The sequence below is a fragment of the Stenotrophomonas sp. 3(2025) genome (assembly GCF_052665395.1).
The window spans coordinates 25292-43480 of the sequence record NZ_JBQOIF010000012.1; the positions used below are offsets into that span (position 1 = coordinate 25292).

Genomic DNA, 18189 nt, shown 5'->3' on the forward strand with positions numbered 1-18189 from the left:
CGTGTCCCCGCAGCGCGTCCGCCTCGGTGCCGGTGATCCGGCCCGCCCACGAGGTGTGTTGAGCACCTGAATCACCAGCGTGCGTCTGTCATCTCCGCACGTCAAAGGGCGGATGCGTCATCACCAGCCGCGGCCGAGCATGGCCACGACTCCACACCGGATCCCCCAAAGAAAAACCCCGCCAAGGCGGGGTTTTTCTCGACAGAAGCCGTTGCCGAGCATGGCTCGGCACGACCTGGATATCAATCGATATCCAGGAAGCTGCGCAGCTGCTCCGAACGGCTCGGGTGACGCAGCTTGCGCAGGGCCTTCGCTTCGATCTGGCGGATGCGCTCGCGGGTCACGTCGAACTGCTTGCCGACTTCCTCGAGGGTGTGGTCGGTGTTCATGTCGATGCCGAAGCGCATGCGCAGCACCTTGGCTTCCCTCGGGGTGAGGCCGGCCAGCACGTCGCGCACGGTTTCAGACAGGTTGATGTTGGTGGTGTTCTCGATCGGGGACTCCACGTTGGTGTCCTCGATGAAGTCGCCCAGATGGGAATCCTCGTCGTCGCCGATCGGGGTTTCCATCGAGATCGGCTCCTTGGCGATCTTCATCACCTTGCGGATCTTGTCTTCCGGCATGTCCATTTCCTTGGCCAGCTCCTCCGGCGTAGCCTCGCGGCCGTACTGCTGGAGCATCTGGCGGGAAATGCGGTTCAACTTGTTGATCGTTTCGATCATGTGCACCGGAATACGAATGGTGCGCGCCTGGTCGGCGATCGAACGGGTGATGGCCTGGCGGATCCACCAGGTCGCATACGTGGAGAACTTGTAGCCGCGGCGGTACTCGAACTTGTCCACGGCCTTCATCAGGCCGATGTTGCCTTCCTGGATCAGGTCGAGGAACTGCAGGCCGCGGTTGGTGTACTTCTTGGCGATGGAGATCACCAGGCGCAGGTTGGCCTCGACCATTTCCTTCTTGGCCTTGCGCGCCTTGGCTTCGCCGTAGGCCATGGCACGGCTGAGTTCCTTCAGCTCGTCCAGGTCCAGCAGGGTGACCTTCTCGATGTCGATGGTAGCCTGCTGCTCGGACACGATCTGGTCCTTCACTTCACGCAGCGCCGAAGACCACTTCTGCTTGCGCTTCAGTGCGTCTTCCACCCACTCCAGGTTGGTCTGGTTACCTTCCCAGGAACGGATGAAGTCCTTGCGCGGCATGCGGGCAGTGACGGTGGCCAGGTTCAGCACGCGGCGCTCGTGGGCCTTGATGCTGCCCATGGTGTCGCGCAGCTGCTTGGTCAGCACGTCGGTCAGCGGCAACGGCAGCTTCAGGGTGACGAACACCGCCGACATCTCCTCGCGGAGCTTGGGCAGGTTCTTCTTGTCGCCCTTGGCGGCAGCCTTCTTGAAGGCGTTGAGGGCATCGCCCAGCGCCTGCATGCGCGCAGCCACTTCCTCCGGATCCGGACCGGTCGGTGCGGCTTCTTCATCGCCGCCGTCGACGTCGTCTTCTTCCTCGTCGGCGTCGGCATCGGCGTCGTCCGCGTCATCGGCCACCACAGCGGCCGGGGCCGGCACGTCGTCGGTCAGGTCGTTGAAGCCGACGATCACTTCGGCAAGGCGCTTGCGGCCTTCCTTGTGCGCTTCGTAATCGGTCAGCAGCGATTCGACCGACACCGGGAACTGGCCGAGTGCGGCCTGGACCTGGGACAGGCCTTCTTCGATGCGCTTGGCAATGGCGATTTCGCCTTCGCGGGTCAGCAGCTCGACGGTACCCATTTCGCGCATGTACATGCGCACCGGGTCGGTGGTACGGCCACCTTCGGTGTCGAGCGCGCTCAGCGCGGCGGCAGCTTCTTCGGCTGCGGTGTCGTCGACCTCACGGTTGCCCGTGTTGCCGTCGTTGAGAAGCAGGGTTTCCACATCCGGAGCAACTTCATGGACATCAATGCCCATGCCGTTGATCATGCCGATGATGTCTTCGATCTGTTCCGGATCGACCATGTCGTCGGGCAGATGGTCATTGACTTCGGCATAGGTCAGGTAGCCCTGTTCCAGGCCCTTGCTGATCAGTTGCTTGATTTCGGATTGGGCAGGACGTTCGTTGGCCATGTAGTGCTCGCGCCACCGGCTGGGGGGAAATAGGGAACGTAGCATTATACCAGCCCGGGGCCCGGCCTGCCGGGCGGTGGTCCCGGCGGCCTAAGGCCTGAGGAGGAAGGTCACGGGACCGTCGTTGACCAGGCTGACGACCATATGGGCACCGAAGCGGCCCGTTTCCACCCCCGGCGCGTGATTTTCACGACAGATGTCGACAAATCGATTGAACCCGCGTTCAGCCTCCTGCGGCGGTGCCGCGCGGGTGAAGCTCGGCCGCATGCCGGAACGGGTATCCGCGGCCAGGGTGAACTGGCTGACCAGCAGCAGGCCGCCGCCGGTATCACGCAGCGAGCGGTTCATTTTTCCGGCCTCATCTGCAAACACACGGTAGCCGAGCAAGCGTTCGGCCATCCGCTGCAACTGGGCCTCGGTATCGCCCGGCTCCATGCCGACCAGGGCCAGCAGGCCGGGGCCGATCTGCCCCACCGCCTCACCTTCCACATGCACGGCAGCCTGGCTGACACGTTGAATCAGGACGAGCATCGGCGGGCTTCCAGGCAAGGGGCCGGCCACGATAGCAGCGCCCTTGGCTAAACTGGGGCCGATGAATCCACACCGCAAAGCCCGGCTGGTCTACCGCGCCACCACCCTGTTCGCCCGCCTGCCCTGGCCGTTGCTGCGCGGGTTCGCGCGCGCCCTGGCCTGGACGTGGGTGCGCCTCGATGCCCGCGAGAGCCGCGTCACCCGCCGCAACCTGGAGCTGGCCTACCCCGAGCTGGACGCGCGGGCGCGCGACCGCCTGCAGCGCGAACTGCTGCGCTCCACCGCACTGCAGGCCATCGAGACCCTGCGCCTGTGGAGCCGGAAGCCCGCCGACAACCTGCGCCTGCACTTGAAGGAGCGCCACGGCCAGGCCCTGTACGACGCGGCCCTGGCCAGCGGCAAGGGCGTGATCGTGGCGGCCCCGCACTACGGCAACTGGGAGCTGCTGAACCAGTGGCTGGCCTCGCGCGGGCAGATCGCCATCGTCTACAAGCCGCCGGAGGACGAGGCCAGCGATGCCTTCCTGCAGATCGTGCGCGGCGGCGACAACGTGCAGCAGGTGCGGGCCGAAGGCCCGGCCGTGCGCCAGCTGTTCAAGGTGCTCAAGGACGGCGGTGCCACCGGCATCCTGCCCGACCAGCAGCCCAAGGCCGGCGACGGGGTGTTCGTGCCGTTCTTCGGCGTGCAGGCACTGACCATGACCCTGGTCAACCGCCTGGCCGAGCGCACCGGCGCGACCGTGCTGTATGGCTGGTGCGAGCGCATCGGCCCGGACATGGAATTTGCCCTGCACATCGAGCCGACCGACCCGGCCGTGGCCGATCCGGATCCGCACGTGGCGGCCACCGCGCTCAACGCTGGCATCGAACGCATCGCCCGCCGCGACCCGGCGCAGTACCAGTGGACCTACAAGCGCTATACGCTGCGGCCACCGGGCAGCGGCGAGGAAGACCCGTACGCGACCGACGAACATCCGCACTGAGAGCCGCTGCACCGGCCTGCGACACACCGCCGCAGCACGTTGAATACGACGCTGGCGCCCCCATAGAGACACCGATGTCCGCCTCCCCCGGTCCTGCCATGTCTGCTCCCTCCCTGTTCGGTGATCCGGCAGCGATCCGCTGCGAGCGCGCCGTCGCCGAACTGCGCGCCGGTCGCCCGGTCCTGCTCCACGATGGCCAGGGCCAGCGCCTGGCGGTGATCGCCCTGGACAGCGCCACTGCCAGCAGCTTCGCCGCCTTCGCCAGTGCCGCGCGCGAGCGCCATTACCTGTACCTGACCGCCACCCGCGCCCGCGTGCTCGGCGTGGAGGCACCCGAGGGCGCACGCCTGCCGCTGGCCGGCGTTGCCTTCGATGCCCTGCCCTCGCTGGGCTACCTGCGCGAACCCGGACCGATGCCCGCGGCCTGGAGCGCAGGCGATGCGTTCGATGCCGGCGCGGTGGAGCTGGCCCGGCTGGGCCTGCTGTTGCCAGCGATGGTGGCCGTGCGCCTGGATGCAGACGACACCACGTTCGATGGCGCGGCCGAGGTCGGCCTGTGCGATCTGGCCGAAGGCGCCGTGCACGCCGCACATGATTACGAACTGGTGGCGCGTTCTCCGGTGCCGCTGCGCGACGTCGGCATGACCACCTTCGCGGTGTTCCGCGGTGGCGTCGCCCAGCGCGACCAGGTTGCGATCATCGTCGGCGAACCGGACCTGTCCGCCGTGGTGCCGGTGCGCGTGCATTCGTCCTGCCTCACCGGCGACCTGTTCGGTTCGCTCAAGTGCGATTGCGGCGACCAGCTGCGGCGTGGCCTGCGCAAACTGAAGGAACTGGGCGGCGGCGTGCTGCTGTACCTGGACCAGGAAGGCCGCGGTACCGGCATCGCCGCGAAAATGCGCGCCTACGGCTACCAGCATGACGGCCTGGATACCATCGACGCCGATGCGCAGCTGGGCTTCGGCGCCGACGAGCGCCGCTATGGCAGCGCGGTGGCGATGCTGCGCGGGCTGGGTGTATCCCGCGTTGCCCTGCTCAGCAACAACCCGACCAAGGCACAGCGCCTGCGCAATGCCGGCATCGAAGTGCTGGACTGCATTCCGGTCACCGGCGAGATCACCGCCGAGAACGAGCACTACCTGCGCACCAAGGCCGACCGCGCCGGCCATCTGCTGGATGTCGACGCGCTGATCCAGGCCGCCCAGTAACGCGGGCGACCTGCTAACGTCTGCGCGGTGCGGCCATCACCGCGCCTGCCCGCCCTGCTGCCCGACGGACGCCCGCGTGACCGAACTGCCACTGCCCTTGCCTGTTGCTGCTGCCGACATGCTCCTCGACCACTGGCAACCCCTGCCGCGGCGCGCTGCCCGGTTGGCGGCGCTGGAGGGCGCCTTCGGCGGACTGTTCATCCCCGGCGCACCGCTGGCGGCCCTCTGGTGGTTCTTCGATCTTCCCGGTGGCCCGTGGGCAGCGATGCTGGGCCTGCTGGTCGGCCTCGTCTTCGGCGCCTGGATCGGCCATCGGCGCCTGACACGCACCCGCTGGCGGCTGGACGCACAGGGCCTGGGCCTGCGCCGCGACCTGATGTGGCAGCTGGAGACCCGCATCCCCATTTCGCGCGTGCAGCATCTGGACCTGCGTCGCGGGCCCCTGGAGCGGCGTGCAGGCCTGGCCACGCTGATCGTGCACACCGCCGGCACCCGCCTGAGTGCGGTCACTGTCAGCGGCCTGGACGAAGCCGATGCCGAGCGCCTGCGTGACACCCTGGCCCATCAGCTCGACCAGGACGCCGACGCCCTGTGAGCCTGCCCCCACCCCTGCCGCCCTCGCTGCCCAGCGGTGGCGACGAGCATCGCCTGCATCCGTGGTCGTGGCTGTTCGCGCTGCTGATGCAGCTGCGCCACTATTTCCTGCCGCTGGTCGCGTTGCTGGTGTTCGGCCAACGCGGCGACCGCGATCCGATGTGGGCACAGTTGATCCCGTTGACCGCCATCGCCGCGCTGGTGCTGGTGTCGGTGCTGCAGTACCTCAGCTACCGCTATCGCATCGGCAACGATGCGATCACCGTGCGCAGCGGCCTGCTGGCGCGCAACCGGCGCGAGATTCCCTTCGCCCGCATCCACAACGTGGAAGTGCGGCAGAACCCGTTGCACCGGTTGTTCGGGGTTGCCGAACTGCGCCTGGAATCGGCCGGCGGGGTGCGCCCGGAAGCGGAGATGCGCGTGCTGCGGCTGGACCAGGCGTTGGCGCTGGAACAGCTGGTGCGCCAGCGTGGACAGGCGCCCCAGCCGACGCCGGGCGACGCGCCGGTTGCCGATGTCGTGCCATCCGACGACGAGCAGGTACTGCTGCGCCTGTCGAGCTGGGACGTGCTGCGCATGGGCCTGCTGTCCAACCGTGGCTGGGCGCTGGCGATCGCCGCCTTCGGTGTCCTGTTCCAGACCGTACCGCGCCCGGTGATGGACGATGCCATCCAGCGTGGCGGGCGCGAGGCCTTTGGCTACGCCAGCCACCTGCATGCCGGGGTGACCGGCGGGCTGGTACTGTTGGCGGCCGCCTTGCTGCTGGGCTGGCTGTTGCTGCGGGTGTTGTCGGTGGTGTTGACGCTGCTGCGCTACCACGGCTTCACCCTCAGCGAGCGCGAGCGGCGCCTGACCGTCTCCACCGGCCTGCTCAGCCGCACCCGCAGCAGCGTCGCGCGCCGCCGCATCCAGGCATGGACGCTGGGCGAGAGCACCCTGCAACGCTGGTTCGGGCTGCGCCAGCTGCGTATCGACAGCGCTGCCGGTGGCCCCTCGCGCGACGACGACCGCGCGCTGCGCGAACTGGCACCGCTGGCTGGCGCAAGCGCCTGCGATGGACTGGTGCGCCACCTGCTGCCGCAGCTGCAATGGCCGCCGCAGCAGTGGCAACCGATACCGCAACGCGGATGGTGGCGATTGTCGCTGTCCACCTTGCTGGTGGTGCCGTTGCTGACCGCCGCGCTGTACTGGCGCTGGGGCCTGCCGGCCCTGGCACTGCTGGCCTGGCTGCCGGTCAGCCTGTTGATCGCGCACCGGCAGATGGCGCGGATGGGCTGGCACCTGGATGGCCAGTTCGTGGCGGTGCGCGGCGGCTGGTGGAAGCGCTGGTGGCGCTGGGCCGAGCTGGACAAGGTGCAGGGCCTGCGCCTGCAGCGCTCGCCGCTGGACAAGCTGCTGGGTACGGCCAGCCTGCAGCTGGACACCGCCGGTGCGCATGGCGATGTGGCACTGGCACTGCGCTACCTGCCGCAGGCGCGTGCACAGGCGTTGATGGAAGAACTGGCGACGGCGCTGGCAAGGCGCAAGCTGCGCTGGTAGCGCGGCCGATCGTTGAACCGCCATCCACGCATGGCGTGGATCTACTTCACCACCCACGCATGGCGTGGATCTACTTCACCACCCACGCATGGCGTGGATCTACTGCACCTTCCACGCATGACGTGGATCTACTGCACCTTCCACGCATGGCGTGGATCTACTGCACCACCCACGCATGGCGTGGGTGAACGGTAGTGCCGGCCGCTGGCCGGCAAACGCAGGGCATTCCGGTGGTTGCCGGCCAGCGGCCGGCGCTAGCCACATCACCGCTGCGACGGCCCCCAGTAGCCCAGGTCTTTGCGGATCTGCAGGTCGCGTACCCAGCTGCCAAACGGCTTGCGACGCAGCACGCCCATCTCGCCGGACAGGAAATCCTCAGTGGCGGCGATCACCCGCTCGCTGGACAGACCATCGCGATAGGGGTGGATGGCATCGGCGTAACGCACGATCTCCGCCTGCAGCGCCGCGTCGGGTTGCAGCGCGCGCGCCAGCATGGCCGGCAACTGCTGCGGATCATCGAAATCGATCATGTGCGGCTTCGGCACGCGGTTGCGGAAGGTCACCACCGGCTTGTGCTGGACGATGAACTCGGAAACGATCGATGAGGTGTCCGACAGCAGGACGTCGGCGGCGCGCTGGGCAGCCATCACCTGCTCCGGTTCGATGAACCGTGCATTGGCGCCGGCCAGCGCGCGGTAACGTTCGAACAGTTCCGGCGGGCACTTCGGGTGCAGGGTCAGCAGCCAGTAGTGCTGCCCGGCGGCGATGTCGGCGGCGATCTGCGCATGCAGGTGCGGGGCGGCACTCAAGCGCTCGGTGAAGGTTGAACCGAACAGGATCACCGGGCGGCCGCCGGCTGCACTGCGCAGCGCGGCACTGTCGCCACCGTCGTCGCGGAACAGCGGGTCCAGCTTCGGCCAGCCGGTTTCCGCCACGGCGAAATGGCCCTGCACTGCCGCGATCTCGCGGAACGGCGCGGTGGTGGCAGGGCCCTGCGTGCAGTACAGGTCGAACATGCCGCGCACCCGGAAGTGGCCACGCGCACTGTCGCGCTTTTCCACGTTGAAGCCATGGAACAGCTGCACCTTGGCCCCCGACAGGAAGGTCGGCACCCAGTTGGCCGCGCTGAACACCGCCCGCGGCCGCATCGCCAGGGCCTGCTTGAGGCCGATGCTGGGCACGCCGGGCAGCTGGCTGCCGGCCGCGCCATCTTCGAACCAGGCCGCCACTTCCTGGCCGGAAGCGTGCAAGGCCTGCACCAACGGGGCGAGAATAGGCAGCGCATAGCGCTCCGTCGCAAACAACAGGTACCCGGCCATCATGTCCTCCACGACCGCTCCCATCGAACGGCCTCGCATCTCGGCCTGCATTATCGCGTTCAACGAGGCCGGGCGCATCGGCGACTGCCTGGCCTCGCTGGCCTTCTGCGATGAGATCGTGGTGGTGGACTCGCAGTCCACCGACGCCACGGTGGCCATCGCCGAGGCGGCCGGCGCCCGCGTACTGCAGCGTCCGTTCGATGGCTTCCGCAGCCAGAAGGCATTCTGCGTCGAGCAGGCCACCCACCCCTGGGTACTGTGCCTGGACGCCGACGAGCGCATCAGCCCGGAACTGCGCACGGCCATCGAGCAGGCCCGCGACGGCGGCTTTGCCGGTCATGCGGGTTACCGCTTCGCCCGCCTGTCGGAGTACTTCGGCAGGTTCCTGCGCCACGGCAATGCCTATCCGGACCGGGTGCTGCGCCTGTTCGACCGCCGCCACGGCGGCTGGCGCGGCAAGCGCGAGATCCATGAGGCGGCCAGTGTCGATGGCACGGTCGGCACCCTGCGCGGGGACCTCATCCACTTCCCCTACCGCTCGCTGCAGCAGCAGCTGGCCAAGACCGAGAAGTACGCACGGATGATGGCCGAACACGAGTTCGCGCGTGGCAAGCGGGCCACCCTCGGCAAGCTGGTGCTGGCCCCGGCCTGGCGGTTCTGGCGCGGCTTCCTGTTCCGTGGCGGCTTCCGCGACGGTTGGCATGGCCTGGTATATGCCTATGTGCGCGCCAACTACGTGCGCCAGAAGACCATCATGCTGTGGATGCTGGGCAACGGTCAGGCCGTGTCCGATCCGCCCAACCCCTGAGTGGAGGGTTGAACCTGGCCGGATGCTATCGGGCGATCCCTGCCCGGTGCCGCGCCCCTTCGACGATCGACAGGCCGGTCAGCAGGCCAACGATGGTGACGTAGAAGCTGGCGGTCATCTGGTGCGCGAACATCGACTGGGTCAGGCCGCACAGGATGTAGGACACCACCACCATCACACCGGCGGCGGCAGGGCCGCGGAAGGTGGCATGCCCGCTGCGCCGGTGCAGGCGCACGAACACCCACAGGGGCACGCCATATACGGCCAGCAGCAGCAACACGCCCGGCAGGCCCTGGGTAGCCCCCCACTCGGCCAGATCGTTGTGCGCATGGCGCAGGTGGCAGCGGACTTCCTGCGGGTTCTCGCGGCAGGCCGGCACCCGCTTCATGGCCGTGTCGAAGTGGCCGATGCCTACTCCGGTCAGCGGATGATCAAGGAAGGTCTCCCACGCCACCTGCAGGCGCTCGACGCGCGCCCCGGCCGAAGAGTCGCTGTCACCCTGCTCCATGCGCTGCACATCGCTGTGCAGTTCGGACAACCGCACCTGGTGGCGCAGTTCGGGCACCGACAGCAGCAGGGTCGCGCCGATGGCCAGCATGCCGGCAAGCACTGAAAGACGCGCCGCGCCGGTGCGCCAGCGCAGGCTCAGTGCCAGCACCACCAGCAACGCCAGCAGGGCCGCGAACACGCCCCGGCTTCCGGTCAGGATGATGGTCCCGCAACCCGCAGCCATGCCGACGATCACCAGCGACCAGCGCCGCGACGGCCGGCAGAACACCAGCAGCACCATCAGCATCATCACGATGTCGGCGAGCACGATCGCGTTGGTGAACAGCTCGGCACGCGGTGCGCCCTGGAACACCTGCAACGCCGCAAGCACGAAAGTGCCCACCAGCCCGGCCAATGCACCGCGCCACAGCCAGCGCATGTCCGGGCGCAGCGCACACACCCACAGTGCGATCCACGGGATGACCAGGAAGCGGGATCGATTGTCGACGTCGCGCAGGCCCTGTTCGAACAGCACGACCGACACGATGGCCATCACCAGCACCGCCAGCATCAGCCAGCTGAGGACCTTGATCGGCTGCATGTCCATACGCCGGGCCTGCCACAGCAGGCCGGGCACCATCGCCGTGCTGACCAGCAGCAGCAGCGCGTAGGGCAACAGGTTGATCGGGATCGTCAGCACCAGTGCCGGCATGCAGAACAGGCCGATCTGCGCCAGCCAGTGCGCCGCGCGCGGGCGCCTGCCTGCGGGGACGCCCAACGGATCGCCGATCGTGGATTCCAGGTTGTGCTGTGAAGCTGCCACGTCGAAAAAGTTCGCTGCGATCCGGCGGAATGAACGGGATCACCGGCACGGCCGATCCCACGCTGACGTTTTACTGCCTTTGCTGTCGCTTGGGCAGTCTGGACAACTTTGGGCCAGGATGGTTACTCCTCACGCTGCATTCGCCGTTCACGTTCGCGTTCCTCCGCGCTGGCCACGCACCGGCCCTGCACCGCAGCGGCCGGCACCAGCCACCAGCGGCGGCGGTTGGCGATGCCGGCCAGCTCGGCACGGTCGCGGTCGATGCACGGCAGCAGCGCGTCTTCGTGGACCAGCAACCAGCGGCGCCGGGGCGCCAGCTGTTGCCATTCCACCGCCGCAGTCAGCTGTGCATCCCAGGGCTCGTTGAAACCGAAGGTGGCTGCGGGGCGGTCGGCCATCAGCAGATTCTGCTCTTTCCAGGCCACCAGTCCCAGCTCCGCCTCGGCGCCGATACGCTGGCCGGTGTGCCGCATCAGGCCGCGGGCGGAACTTGAATCATTCAGCAGCGGATAGCCGATCAGGCTGTACAGCACCCACACCGCAGCGAGGGTCGAGACCAGCGCCAGCTGACGGCGGCCGCGCCCGAACAGCAGCAGGCTGGCCACACCCCAGCCGCCCATCGCCATGGCTGCCCAGGCCAGAGCGTTCATCTCGCCATTGCCGATGCCCCGCGTCTGCATCAGCCGTACTTCAAAGCCGGGCTTGCCCAGCAGGGCAGACAGACCGGCGGCCAACGTCCCCAGCGACAGCAGCAGGGTGAACGCACCCAGCAGCCATTGCGCATCGCGCCGGCGCAGCAGCCCCGGCAGCAACGGTGCCAGTGCCAGGCAGAACATCGGCAGCGCCGGCAGGATGTAGACGTCGCGCTTGCCATTGGGGATCGAGAAGAACAGCACGATCAGCGCCCACCAGCCCAGCAGCAACAGATAGCGTGCGTCCCGGCGCTGCAGCCGGCGCCGCCAGGCGGGGATCGCCCACGGCACCGCCAGGAAGGCGGGAATCCACATCGACGGCATGGTGCCCAGGAAGTACCACCAGGGCTGGTGGTGATCCCACGATTGCGCATAGCGCTTGGCAGTCTGCCGGAACAGGATGTCGTCCATGTAGGCCAGGTATTCGCCGGAGCGGGTGGCCAGCGCGGTCATCACCATCGGCACCAGCCACAGCGCGATGGCCAGCACGAACGCCAGCGGTGCCAGCCAGAAGCGCAGGTCACGCGCATGCAGCCGCACCCGCGGCCAGTGCAGCACCGAGCCGATCACCGCTGGCACGATCATCAGCAGCGCGATCACGCCCACGCCCTTGGTGATCACCCCGATGCCGGCAAAGAACCAGCCCAGCCACCACCAGCGCCAGGCAGGCCCCAGCAGCAGGTGGCGCAGCAGACCATAGTTGGCCAGGGTGATGAACAACACCACCAGCGGGTCGATCTGCGCCTTCTTCGACTGGAAGGTGAACTGCAGCGCGAACAGCAGCGCCCAGCCAGCGTACAGGCCGACCTGGCGGGTCCACAGGCGCCGGCCGAGGTCGACCACGCACCACAGCGTGCCGAGTGCAGCGATCAGCGAAGGCAGCAGGAACGCCACGCGCCAGTTGCCGATCACGCTGTACAGCGTGGCCTGCCACCACATCAGCATCGGCGGCTTGTCCGAGTAAAGCTCCAGCCCGCGGTGCGGGAACAGCCAGTCGCCGCTGTCCACCATCTGCTTGGCGACCAGGGCGAAGCGCGGTTCGTCCGAAGGCCAGGGGTCACGCAGTCCCAGCCCGGCACCCAACACCAGCAGGGCCATCACAACGAACAGCCATGTCTGGCGTGACGCACGGGTTTTCAGCATGGGGGCTCGGACGGCGGTTGGGTCAGGCCTTTTTTAGCAGACGCGCGTAGAAAAATCCGTCAGCATCGTTTTCACCGGGCAGGCGCTGGCGAGCAATACCGTCACAATCCAGACCAAATGCGTCACCCAGCGCAACCGCTTCCGCATCCGCGTGCCATTTCAGGAAGCCCTTTACCTGATCGACGTTTTCCGCGCGCAGGATCGAGCAGGTGGCATACAGCAGCACACCACCGGGGCGCAGCATCGACCAGCAGGCTTCCAGCAGGCGGGCCTGGATGCCGACCAGCGCATCGATGTCTTCCGCACGGCGATGGAACATCACGTCCGGTTGCCGACGGATGACGCCAGTGGCCGAGCACGGTGCGTCCAGCAGGATCGCGTCGAAGGGAATGCCGTCCCACCATGCCCCCGGATCGCTGGCATCGGCCACCTGCACCTGCGCGCCTTCGCCCACACCGGTGCGGGCGAACGTATCCCTTGCGCGCGCCAGACGACGGGCATCGATATCCAGCGCCAGCAATCGCAGGCCGGGGTCACGCTCGAGCAGGTGCGCCGACTTGCCACCCGGGGCGGCACACGCGTCGAGCACGCGGCTGCCTGCCGGCGGCGCCAGCGCGTCAGCAGCACACTGCGCCGACAGATCCTGCACCGACAGCAGGCCTTCGCCGAAGCCGGGCAGCTGGTTCACCGGGACCGGCACGGCCAGCCGAAGCGCATCGGCGCTCAGTGGGCTGGCTTCGGCGGCAATGCCCGCCTCGGCCAGGGCCGCCATCATCTTCTCGCGCCCGCCCTGCTGGCGGTTGGCACGCAGCCACAGCGGCGCCGGCTGCAGGCTGGCGGCGTAGATCGCTTCGGCCTGTGCCGGCCAGTCGCGCTCGACGGCCTCGGCCAGCCAGACCGGAAATGCGTCGCGTGCAGGTTGTTCGGGGAAACCCTCGCGCTGGGCGCGGCGCAGGATCGCATTGACCAGGCCAGCCTGGCGTTCACGGCCGAGTGCGCGCGCAGCATCGACCGTGGCCGACAGCGCCGCATGGGCCGGCAGGGCCAGCACATCCAACTGGGCAAAGCCCACCATCAGCAGCGTGCGCAGGTCGGCGTCGCGCGCGGACAGCGGCTTCTGCATCCACGCCTGCAGGGCAGCGTCATAGGTGCTGCGACGGCGCAGCACCGCAAAGCACAACGCTTCAAGCAACGCGCGGTCGCGGGTGTCGGCCAGCTTGGGCAACGCCCAGGCCAGCTCGGCCTTGAGCGAACGACCGCGGGTGAACACCTGCGCCAGCACGCGCGCGGCCAGCATGCGGGTGGCCGCACCCGGCGCCGCCTTGGCGATGGAGAAATCGTCTGCCTTGCTCACCCGTCAGACCCCCACGCGCAGGTCACGGCGGGCATTGAGGTAGTCGGCCGCAGTGATGGCCTTGCCGCCTTCCCGCTGCAGTACACGCAGGCGCAGCGCGCCCTGGCCGCAGGCGATGTCGATGCCCTCGCGGCCAGCGGCCAACACCGTACCCGGCGCCTGGCCATGCGCCACATCCAGCGCCACCGCGCCATGGATGCGCACGCGCTCACCGGCCAGCAGTGCCTCGGCAATCGGCCACGGGTTGAACGCACGCACCGTGCGCGCCAGCGCTTCGGCGTCCTGCGCCCAATCCAGCTTCGCCTCGGCCTTGTCCAGCTTGTGCGCGTATGTCACGCCCTGCTCAGGCTGCGGCCGTGCGATCGGCTTGATGCCGGCGCGCAGCAGGCCCAGCCCATCGGACAGCACCTGCGCGCCGAGCTCGGCCAGCTTGTCGTGCAGCTGGCCACCAGTATCGGTAGCGGCGATCGGCAGCTCCTGGTGCAGCAGCACCGGGCCCGTATCCAGGCCGGCTTCCATCTGCATAAGGCAGATGCCGGTCCTGCTGTCACCGGCCTGGATGGCGCGCTGGATTGGTGCGGCGCCGCGCCAGCGCGGCAGCAGCGAACCATGCACGTTCCAGCAACCGTGGGTCGGAATGGCCAGTACCGCCTTGGGCAGGATCAGGCCATAGGCCACCACCACCATCAGGTCCGGCTGCAGGTCACGCAGCTGCTGCTGGGCCGCTTCGTCCTTCAGCGTTTCCGGCTGGTACACGGGGATGCCACGGGCGACCGCTTCCAGCTTGACCGGCGAAGGCGCCAGACCACGGCCGCGACCGGCAGGGCGATCGGGCTGGGTATAGACAGCCACCACCTCGTGATGACGCGCGGCCGCGCGCAGCGATGACACCGCGAATTCCGGCGTACCGGCAAAGACAATCCTCATGGCAACCCCACTTGCAGGATGAAATCGTGCAGGAAAAAAAACGGCGCCGTCGGCCGGCGCCATGCGGCCCGCGCGTCACGCGCAGGCGCGGGCCACCCCGAAGGGCGGCCCGGAGCAGCGATCACGCCACGTGCTTGCGCTGCTTGGCCAGCTTCTTGCGGACCATCTCGCGCTTGAGCGGCGACAGATAATCGATGAACAGCTTGCCGTCCAGGTGGTCCATCTCGTGCTGCACGCAGACCGCCAGCAGACCGTCGGTGGTCAACTCCTGCGGCTGCCCCTGGCGGTCGAGGAACTTGACGGTGATGGTGTCGGCACGGGTCACGTCGGCGAAGATGCCAGGCACCGACAGGCAGCCTTCCTGGTACACCTGGCCCCCGTCCTTGGCGACGATTTCCGGGTTGATGAAGACGCGCGGCTCGTTCTTTTCTTCGCTCACGTCGATGACCATGAAGCGCTGGTGCACGTCCACCTGGCTGGCAGCCAGGCCGATGCCCGGGGCGTCGTACATGGTCTCGAACATGTTGTCGAGCAGCTCCTGGAACGCCGGCGTGGTCACTTCGGCGGCATCGATCAACGCAGCCTTGGTACGCAGGCGCGGATCGGGGAACTCAAGGATGGGGAGTAAAGCCATGGCAGTTTCCGGGGTTGGGGCCGGGGTACGCCGGCATACGTCGCAGATTCTAGCTCCAACGCTTGCCTTGCGCCCCGGTTTCTGGACTATAGTGCGCGAACCTGTTGGGGAATCAGGGCTTCACACCTATGTTGCTTCGTTTTCGTACGGTCGTCGCCGCGGCGATGCTGACCGTGGCTGCCTATGCTACCGCCGTGGAAGTGAATGGCGGGCACCCGGACACCTATGTGGTCCGCAAAGGGGACACCCTGTGGGACATTGCAGGACGATTCCTGCAGAAACCATGGCTGTGGCCGGAGATCTGGCAGGCCAATCCACAGGTTGCCAATCCGCATCTGATCTATCCCGGTGACGTCCTCAGCCTGGCCTACCTGGACCGGGTGACGGCCCAGCCCGGCCCGCGCCAGGAAGCTCCGGTGACCGGCGTGCCGCTGGCCCAGGTCGAGCCGTTCCTGAAGCAGCTCAGCGTGGTCGACAGCATCGAGCAGCTGCCCTATGTGGTCGGCCTGGAAGACAACCGCCTGCGCGCCACCGGTGGGCAGACCGCCTATGTGCGCCTGGCGGACGCCCAGGCCGGACAGCGCTGGGCCGTGGTCCGCCCGACCGTGCGCTATGCCCAGCCCAAGCCCACCGAGGACCTGACCGCCAACGGCGATGTCACCCCCGGCAGCGGCAATCTCTGGAAGGCCTTCAGCGCGCCCAACCACCGCCGCGGCATCCTGGGTTACGAGCTGGCGCAGGTCAGCACCGGCACCATCACCAAGGTGGCGGGCGGCAGGACCGAAGCCTCCACTCTGGTCCTGGACAACGCCAGCGGCGGCCGTGAAGTGCGTGCCGGCGATCGTCTGGTGCCGGTGGAAGCCACGCCGTACGACCTGCAGTTCTTCCCGCATGTGCCCGCCGCCGGCGTGGAAGGCCTGGATGTGCGCGTACTGGCGGTCACCGACATGTTCAGCACCGGCGGTCCGCGCGATGTGATCGCGATTTCCGCTGGCCGCGCCCAGGGCGTGGACAACGGCACCGTGTTCTCGCTGTGGCGCCAGGGCAGCCACGTGGCGCACCGGATGAAGTTCCCGGGGTCCTCGCGCATGGACGACTCGGTCAGCACGGGCGCCGGCCGGGTCACCCTGCCGGATGAGTACGCCGCGCATGCCATGGTCTTCCGCACCTTCGACAACGTCAGCTATGCGTTGGTGATGCAGGGTGTGAAGCCGGTGCGTGTGGGCTACAGCGCGCTGCATCCGGACGCGAAATGAACCAGCGCCGGGCCCCGCCCGGCCCCGGCGGGGAGTGCCGGCCGCATCGGCCGGCAACCTCCGGGATACCCTGACAGCAATACGCGAAGGCGCCCTAGGGCGCCTTTGTTGCATGAGGCCGATAGTCGGGGGATGACTGAGCATGGACATGAGGCGCTGCTGCGCCTGTTGATCGCCGGTGGTTCCCTGGCTCCCAGGCGCACCCTGCTGCACAGCACAGGCAATGCGGATGCAGCGTTGGCGCTGGGCGTTGCCGGCTGGCGGGCCCACGGCTGCACGCCGGAACAATGCGCTGCGCTGGAGCGTCCCGATACCCGCACCCTCGCGCTTGCGCAACGCTGGCTGCAGCAGCCTGATCATCATCTGCTGGCCTGCAACGATCCAGCCTTCCCGCCCCTCCTGCTCGACGCACCCAACCCGCCCTTGGCGCTGTTCGTTGCCGGCGATCCGGCCATCGCCTGGCGCCCTGCGGTGGCCCTGGTCGGCAGCCGTTCACCCACCCCCGCCGGCCGTGCCCTCGCCGCCCGGTTCGCCACCTGCTTCGTCGAGGCCGGGCTGGCGGTGACCAGTGGATTGGCGGCAGGCATCGATGCAGCCGCCCACCAGGCGGCGCTGGACGCGGGCGGCTGCACCCTCGCGGTGATAGGCACTGGCCCGGACCGCGCCTATCCCATCAGCCATGCCCGCCTGCAGGCAAGAATCGCCACCGACGGCGCGGTGCTCAGCGAGTACCTGCCAGGCACGCCCGCACGGCCGGGGCACTTCCCCGCGCGCAACCGGCTGGTGGCCGGGTTGGCCCTGGCCACGGTAGTGGTCGAGGCCGCACAACGCTCGGGCGCCCTGATCACCGCCCGGCTGGCAGCCGACGCCGGCCGCGAGGTCTGCGCGATACCCGGTTCGGTGCTCAATCCGCGCGCCGCCGGCTGCCACCGACTCATCCGTGAAGGGGTTGCCCTGGTCGAACGCCCCGAAGAAGTGCTGGAACTGCTGGCCCCGGCCCTGCGCCACCAGCTTCCGGGCTTGCAAACCCGGCTTGCCACCCCCACTGAACAGGCAGCGCCGGCAGACCTGCCGGCATGCTGGGCGAACGACGCTGACTACCAGAGCTTGTGGCGGGCGCTGGGGCACGACCCAATCAGTATGGATTCACTGATCACGCAGTGTGGATTGACGGCGTCGGAGGTGTCCTCCATGCTGCTGGCCATGGAACTTGCGGGGATCGTGGTGTGCGTACACGGCCGCTACTGTCGACGTCCCTAGTTTCTTCACCTCCACAGCGTCGCGCGACGCAGGCCGAGGGGCAATGAAAGAGAGCATCCTGGATGTACTGTTGTACCTGTTTGAACACTATTTCAGCGAAGATGCGGACCTGATCCGTGATCGCGACTCACTGCAGAATGGCCTGATCCAGGCCGGTTTCAGCCCCACTGAGATCAACAAGGCGTTCGAATGGCTCGATGCCCTGGCAGCGCAGCGCCCAAGCGCGGCCCAAGCCCGGGTCGATGGCCCGGTGCGCATCTATCATGGCCCGGAGCTGGACAAGCTTGACGTGGAGTGCCGTGGCTTCCTGCTGTACCTGGAACAGCACGGCATCCTTGATGCCGGCCAGCGCGAACTGGTGCTGGACCGGGCGATGGCTCTGGACCAGGACGAACTGGACCTGGACGACCTGAAATGGGTCGTGCTGATGGTGCTGTTCAACCAGCCCGGTGCCGAGGCGGCCTATGCCTGGATGGAAACGCAGATGTTCGTGGACGAGCCAGAACCCCTGCACTGACCGTACACTTGGGGGCCGTG

The 18189-nt window shown here is 67.9% G+C and carries 16 protein-coding genes; 8 read left to right on the forward strand and 8 right to left on the reverse strand.

The genetic code is table 11. The annotated features are described in order from the left end of the window. Window positions 1-242: 242 nt before the first annotated feature. Both rpoD and dtd read right to left on the reverse strand, forming a co-directional pair. Window positions 243-2093: an RNA polymerase sigma factor RpoD gene (gene rpoD, locus ACUXVE_RS10950; RefSeq protein ID WP_093818099.1), complete on the reverse strand. Its 1851-nt coding sequence runs from the start codon at window positions 2091-2093 to the stop codon at window positions 243-245. A gap of 90 nt (window positions 2094-2183) precedes the next feature. Further along, a complete protein-coding gene (dtd, locus tag ACUXVE_RS10955; RefSeq protein ID WP_445514395.1) occupies window positions 2184-2624 on the reverse strand; it encodes a D-aminoacyl-tRNA deacylase in 441 nt (146 codons plus the stop codon). 61 nt (window positions 2625-2685) lie between these two features. Here dtd and ACUXVE_RS10960 point away from each other — a divergent pair, with 61 nt between their 5' ends. The 4 genes from ACUXVE_RS10960 (at window position 2686) to ACUXVE_RS10975 (ending at window position 6947) form a co-directional block, all read left to right on the forward strand. Continuing rightward, window positions 2686-3606, forward strand: coding sequence for a lauroyl acyltransferase (locus ACUXVE_RS10960; protein WP_445514396.1), 921 nt, complete (start codon window positions 2686-2688; stop codon window positions 3604-3606). A gap of 74 nt (window positions 3607-3680) precedes the next feature. Then, window positions 3681-4814, forward strand: a complete 1134-nt coding sequence (ribA, locus tag ACUXVE_RS10965; RefSeq protein ID WP_445514397.1) for a GTP cyclohydrolase II RibA — start codon at window positions 3681-3683, stop codon at window positions 4812-4814. Window positions 4815-4890: 76 nt separating this feature from the next. Then, the gene (locus ACUXVE_RS10970; protein WP_445514398.1) at window positions 4891-5409 is read left to right on the forward strand and encodes a PH domain-containing protein; all 519 of its coding nucleotides are present in this window, start codon (window positions 4891-4893) and stop codon (window positions 5407-5409) included. Then, on the forward strand, window positions 5406-6947 hold the full coding sequence (locus tag ACUXVE_RS10975; protein WP_445514399.1) for a PH domain-containing protein: 1542 nt from the start codon (window positions 5406-5408) through the stop codon (window positions 6945-6947). The genes ACUXVE_RS10970 and ACUXVE_RS10975 overlap by 4 nt, the downstream gene beginning before the upstream one ends. A gap of 263 nt (window positions 6948-7210) precedes the next feature. Here the strand turns inward: ACUXVE_RS10975 and ACUXVE_RS10980 are convergent, their stop codons facing one another. Beyond that, the gene (locus ACUXVE_RS10980) at window positions 7211-8269 is read right to left on the reverse strand and encodes a CDP-glycerol glycerophosphotransferase family protein (RefSeq protein ID WP_445514432.1); all 1059 of its coding nucleotides are present in this window, start codon (window positions 8267-8269) and stop codon (window positions 7211-7213) included. Between ACUXVE_RS10980 and ACUXVE_RS10985 the strand changes: the two genes are divergently transcribed. Continuing rightward, the gene (locus ACUXVE_RS10985) at window positions 8268-9074 is read left to right on the forward strand and encodes a glycosyltransferase family 2 protein (RefSeq protein ID WP_445514400.1); all 807 of its coding nucleotides are present in this window, start codon (window positions 8268-8270) and stop codon (window positions 9072-9074) included. The genes ACUXVE_RS10980 and ACUXVE_RS10985 overlap by 2 nt on opposite strands. 25 nt (window positions 9075-9099) lie before the next feature. Here the strand turns inward: ACUXVE_RS10985 and ACUXVE_RS10990 are convergent, their stop codons facing one another. From ACUXVE_RS10990 to def, 5 genes are all read right to left on the reverse strand, one after another. Further along, the gene (locus tag ACUXVE_RS10990; protein WP_445514433.1) at window positions 9100-10275 is read right to left on the reverse strand and encodes an O-antigen ligase family protein; all 1176 of its coding nucleotides are present in this window, start codon (window positions 10273-10275) and stop codon (window positions 9100-9102) included. A 233-nt stretch (window positions 10276-10508) separates the two neighbouring features. Next, window positions 10509-12221, reverse strand: a complete 1713-nt coding sequence (locus ACUXVE_RS10995) for a glycosyltransferase family 39 protein (protein WP_445514401.1) — start codon at window positions 12219-12221, stop codon at window positions 10509-10511. Window positions 12222-12243: 22 nt separating this feature from the next. Beyond that, entirely contained in the window at window positions 12244-13575 is a 1332-nt protein-coding gene (rsmB, locus tag ACUXVE_RS11000; protein WP_222388301.1) for a 16S rRNA (cytosine(967)-C(5))-methyltransferase RsmB, read from the reverse strand. Between the two features lie 3 nt (window positions 13576-13578). Then, on the reverse strand, window positions 13579-14502 hold the full coding sequence (gene fmt, locus ACUXVE_RS11005; protein ID WP_093818106.1) for a methionyl-tRNA formyltransferase: 924 nt from the start codon (window positions 14500-14502) through the stop codon (window positions 13579-13581). A 121-nt stretch (window positions 14503-14623) separates the two neighbouring features. Beyond that, a complete protein-coding gene (gene def / locus ACUXVE_RS11010; protein WP_025879059.1) occupies window positions 14624-15136 on the reverse strand; it encodes a peptide deformylase in 513 nt (170 codons plus the stop codon). 128 nt (window positions 15137-15264) lie between these two features. Here def and ACUXVE_RS11015 point away from each other — a divergent pair, with 128 nt between their 5' ends. The 3 genes from ACUXVE_RS11015 to ACUXVE_RS11025 all read left to right on the forward strand — a co-directional run bounded on the left by ACUXVE_RS11015 (window position 15265) and on the right by ACUXVE_RS11025 (window position 18169). Then, window positions 15265-16392 carry a LysM peptidoglycan-binding domain-containing protein gene (locus ACUXVE_RS11015; protein ID WP_445514402.1) on the forward strand — a complete coding sequence of 376 codons (1128 nt, stop codon included), beginning with the start codon at window positions 15265-15267 and terminating at the stop codon, window positions 16390-16392. Window positions 16393-16524: 132 nt separating this feature from the next. After that, a complete protein-coding gene (gene dprA, locus ACUXVE_RS11020; protein ID WP_093818108.1) occupies window positions 16525-17652 on the forward strand; it encodes a DNA-processing protein DprA in 1128 nt (375 codons plus the stop codon). A 43-nt stretch (window positions 17653-17695) separates the two neighbouring features. Continuing rightward, window positions 17696-18169 (forward strand): DUF494 family protein, encoded by a 474-nt coding sequence (locus tag ACUXVE_RS11025; RefSeq protein WP_025879062.1) that lies wholly within the window; start codon window positions 17696-17698, stop codon window positions 18167-18169. Window positions 18170-18189: the final 20 nt, after the last annotated feature.

Excerpts from the sequence above, each read along its gene's own strand:
- rpoD (WP_093818099.1), bottom strand. The coding sequence starts at position 2,093 with ATGGCCAACGAACGTCCTGCCCAATCCGAAATCAAGCAACTGATCAGC.
- dtd (WP_445514395.1), bottom strand. The coding sequence starts at position 2,624 with ATGCTCGTCCTGATTCAACGTGTCAGCCAGGCTGCCGTGCATGTGGAA.
- ACUXVE_RS10960 (WP_445514396.1), top strand. The coding sequence starts at position 2,686 with ATGAATCCACACCGCAAAGCCCGGCTGGTCTACCGCGCCACCACCCTG.
- ribA (WP_445514397.1), top strand. The coding sequence starts at position 3,681 with ATGTCCGCCTCCCCCGGTCCTGCCATGTCTGCTCCCTCCCTGTTCGGT.
- ACUXVE_RS10985 (WP_445514400.1), top strand. The coding sequence starts at position 8,268 with ATGTCCTCCACGACCGCTCCCATCGAACGGCCTCGCATCTCGGCCTGC.
- ACUXVE_RS10980 (WP_445514432.1), bottom strand. The coding sequence starts at position 8,269 with ATGATGGCCGGGTACCTGTTGTTTGCGACGGAGCGCTATGCGCTGCCT.
- ACUXVE_RS10990 (WP_445514433.1), bottom strand. The coding sequence starts at position 10,275 with ATGCCGGCACTGGTGCTGACGATCCCGATCAACCTGTTGCCCTACGCG.
- ACUXVE_RS10995 (WP_445514401.1), bottom strand. The coding sequence starts at position 12,221 with ATGCTGAAAACCCGTGCGTCACGCCAGACATGGCTGTTCGTTGTGATG.
- fmt (WP_093818106.1), bottom strand. The coding sequence starts at position 14,502 with ATGAGGATTGTCTTTGCCGGTACGCCGGAATTCGCGGTGTCATCGCTG.
- def (WP_025879059.1), bottom strand. The coding sequence starts at position 15,136 with ATGGCTTTACTCCCCATCCTTGAGTTCCCCGATCCGCGCCTGCGTACC.
- ACUXVE_RS11015 (WP_445514402.1), top strand. The coding sequence starts at position 15,265 with ATGTTGCTTCGTTTTCGTACGGTCGTCGCCGCGGCGATGCTGACCGTG.
- dprA (WP_093818108.1), top strand. The coding sequence starts at position 16,525 with ATGACTGAGCATGGACATGAGGCGCTGCTGCGCCTGTTGATCGCCGGT.
- ACUXVE_RS11025 (WP_025879062.1), top strand. The coding sequence starts at position 17,696 with ATGAAAGAGAGCATCCTGGATGTACTGTTGTACCTGTTTGAACACTAT.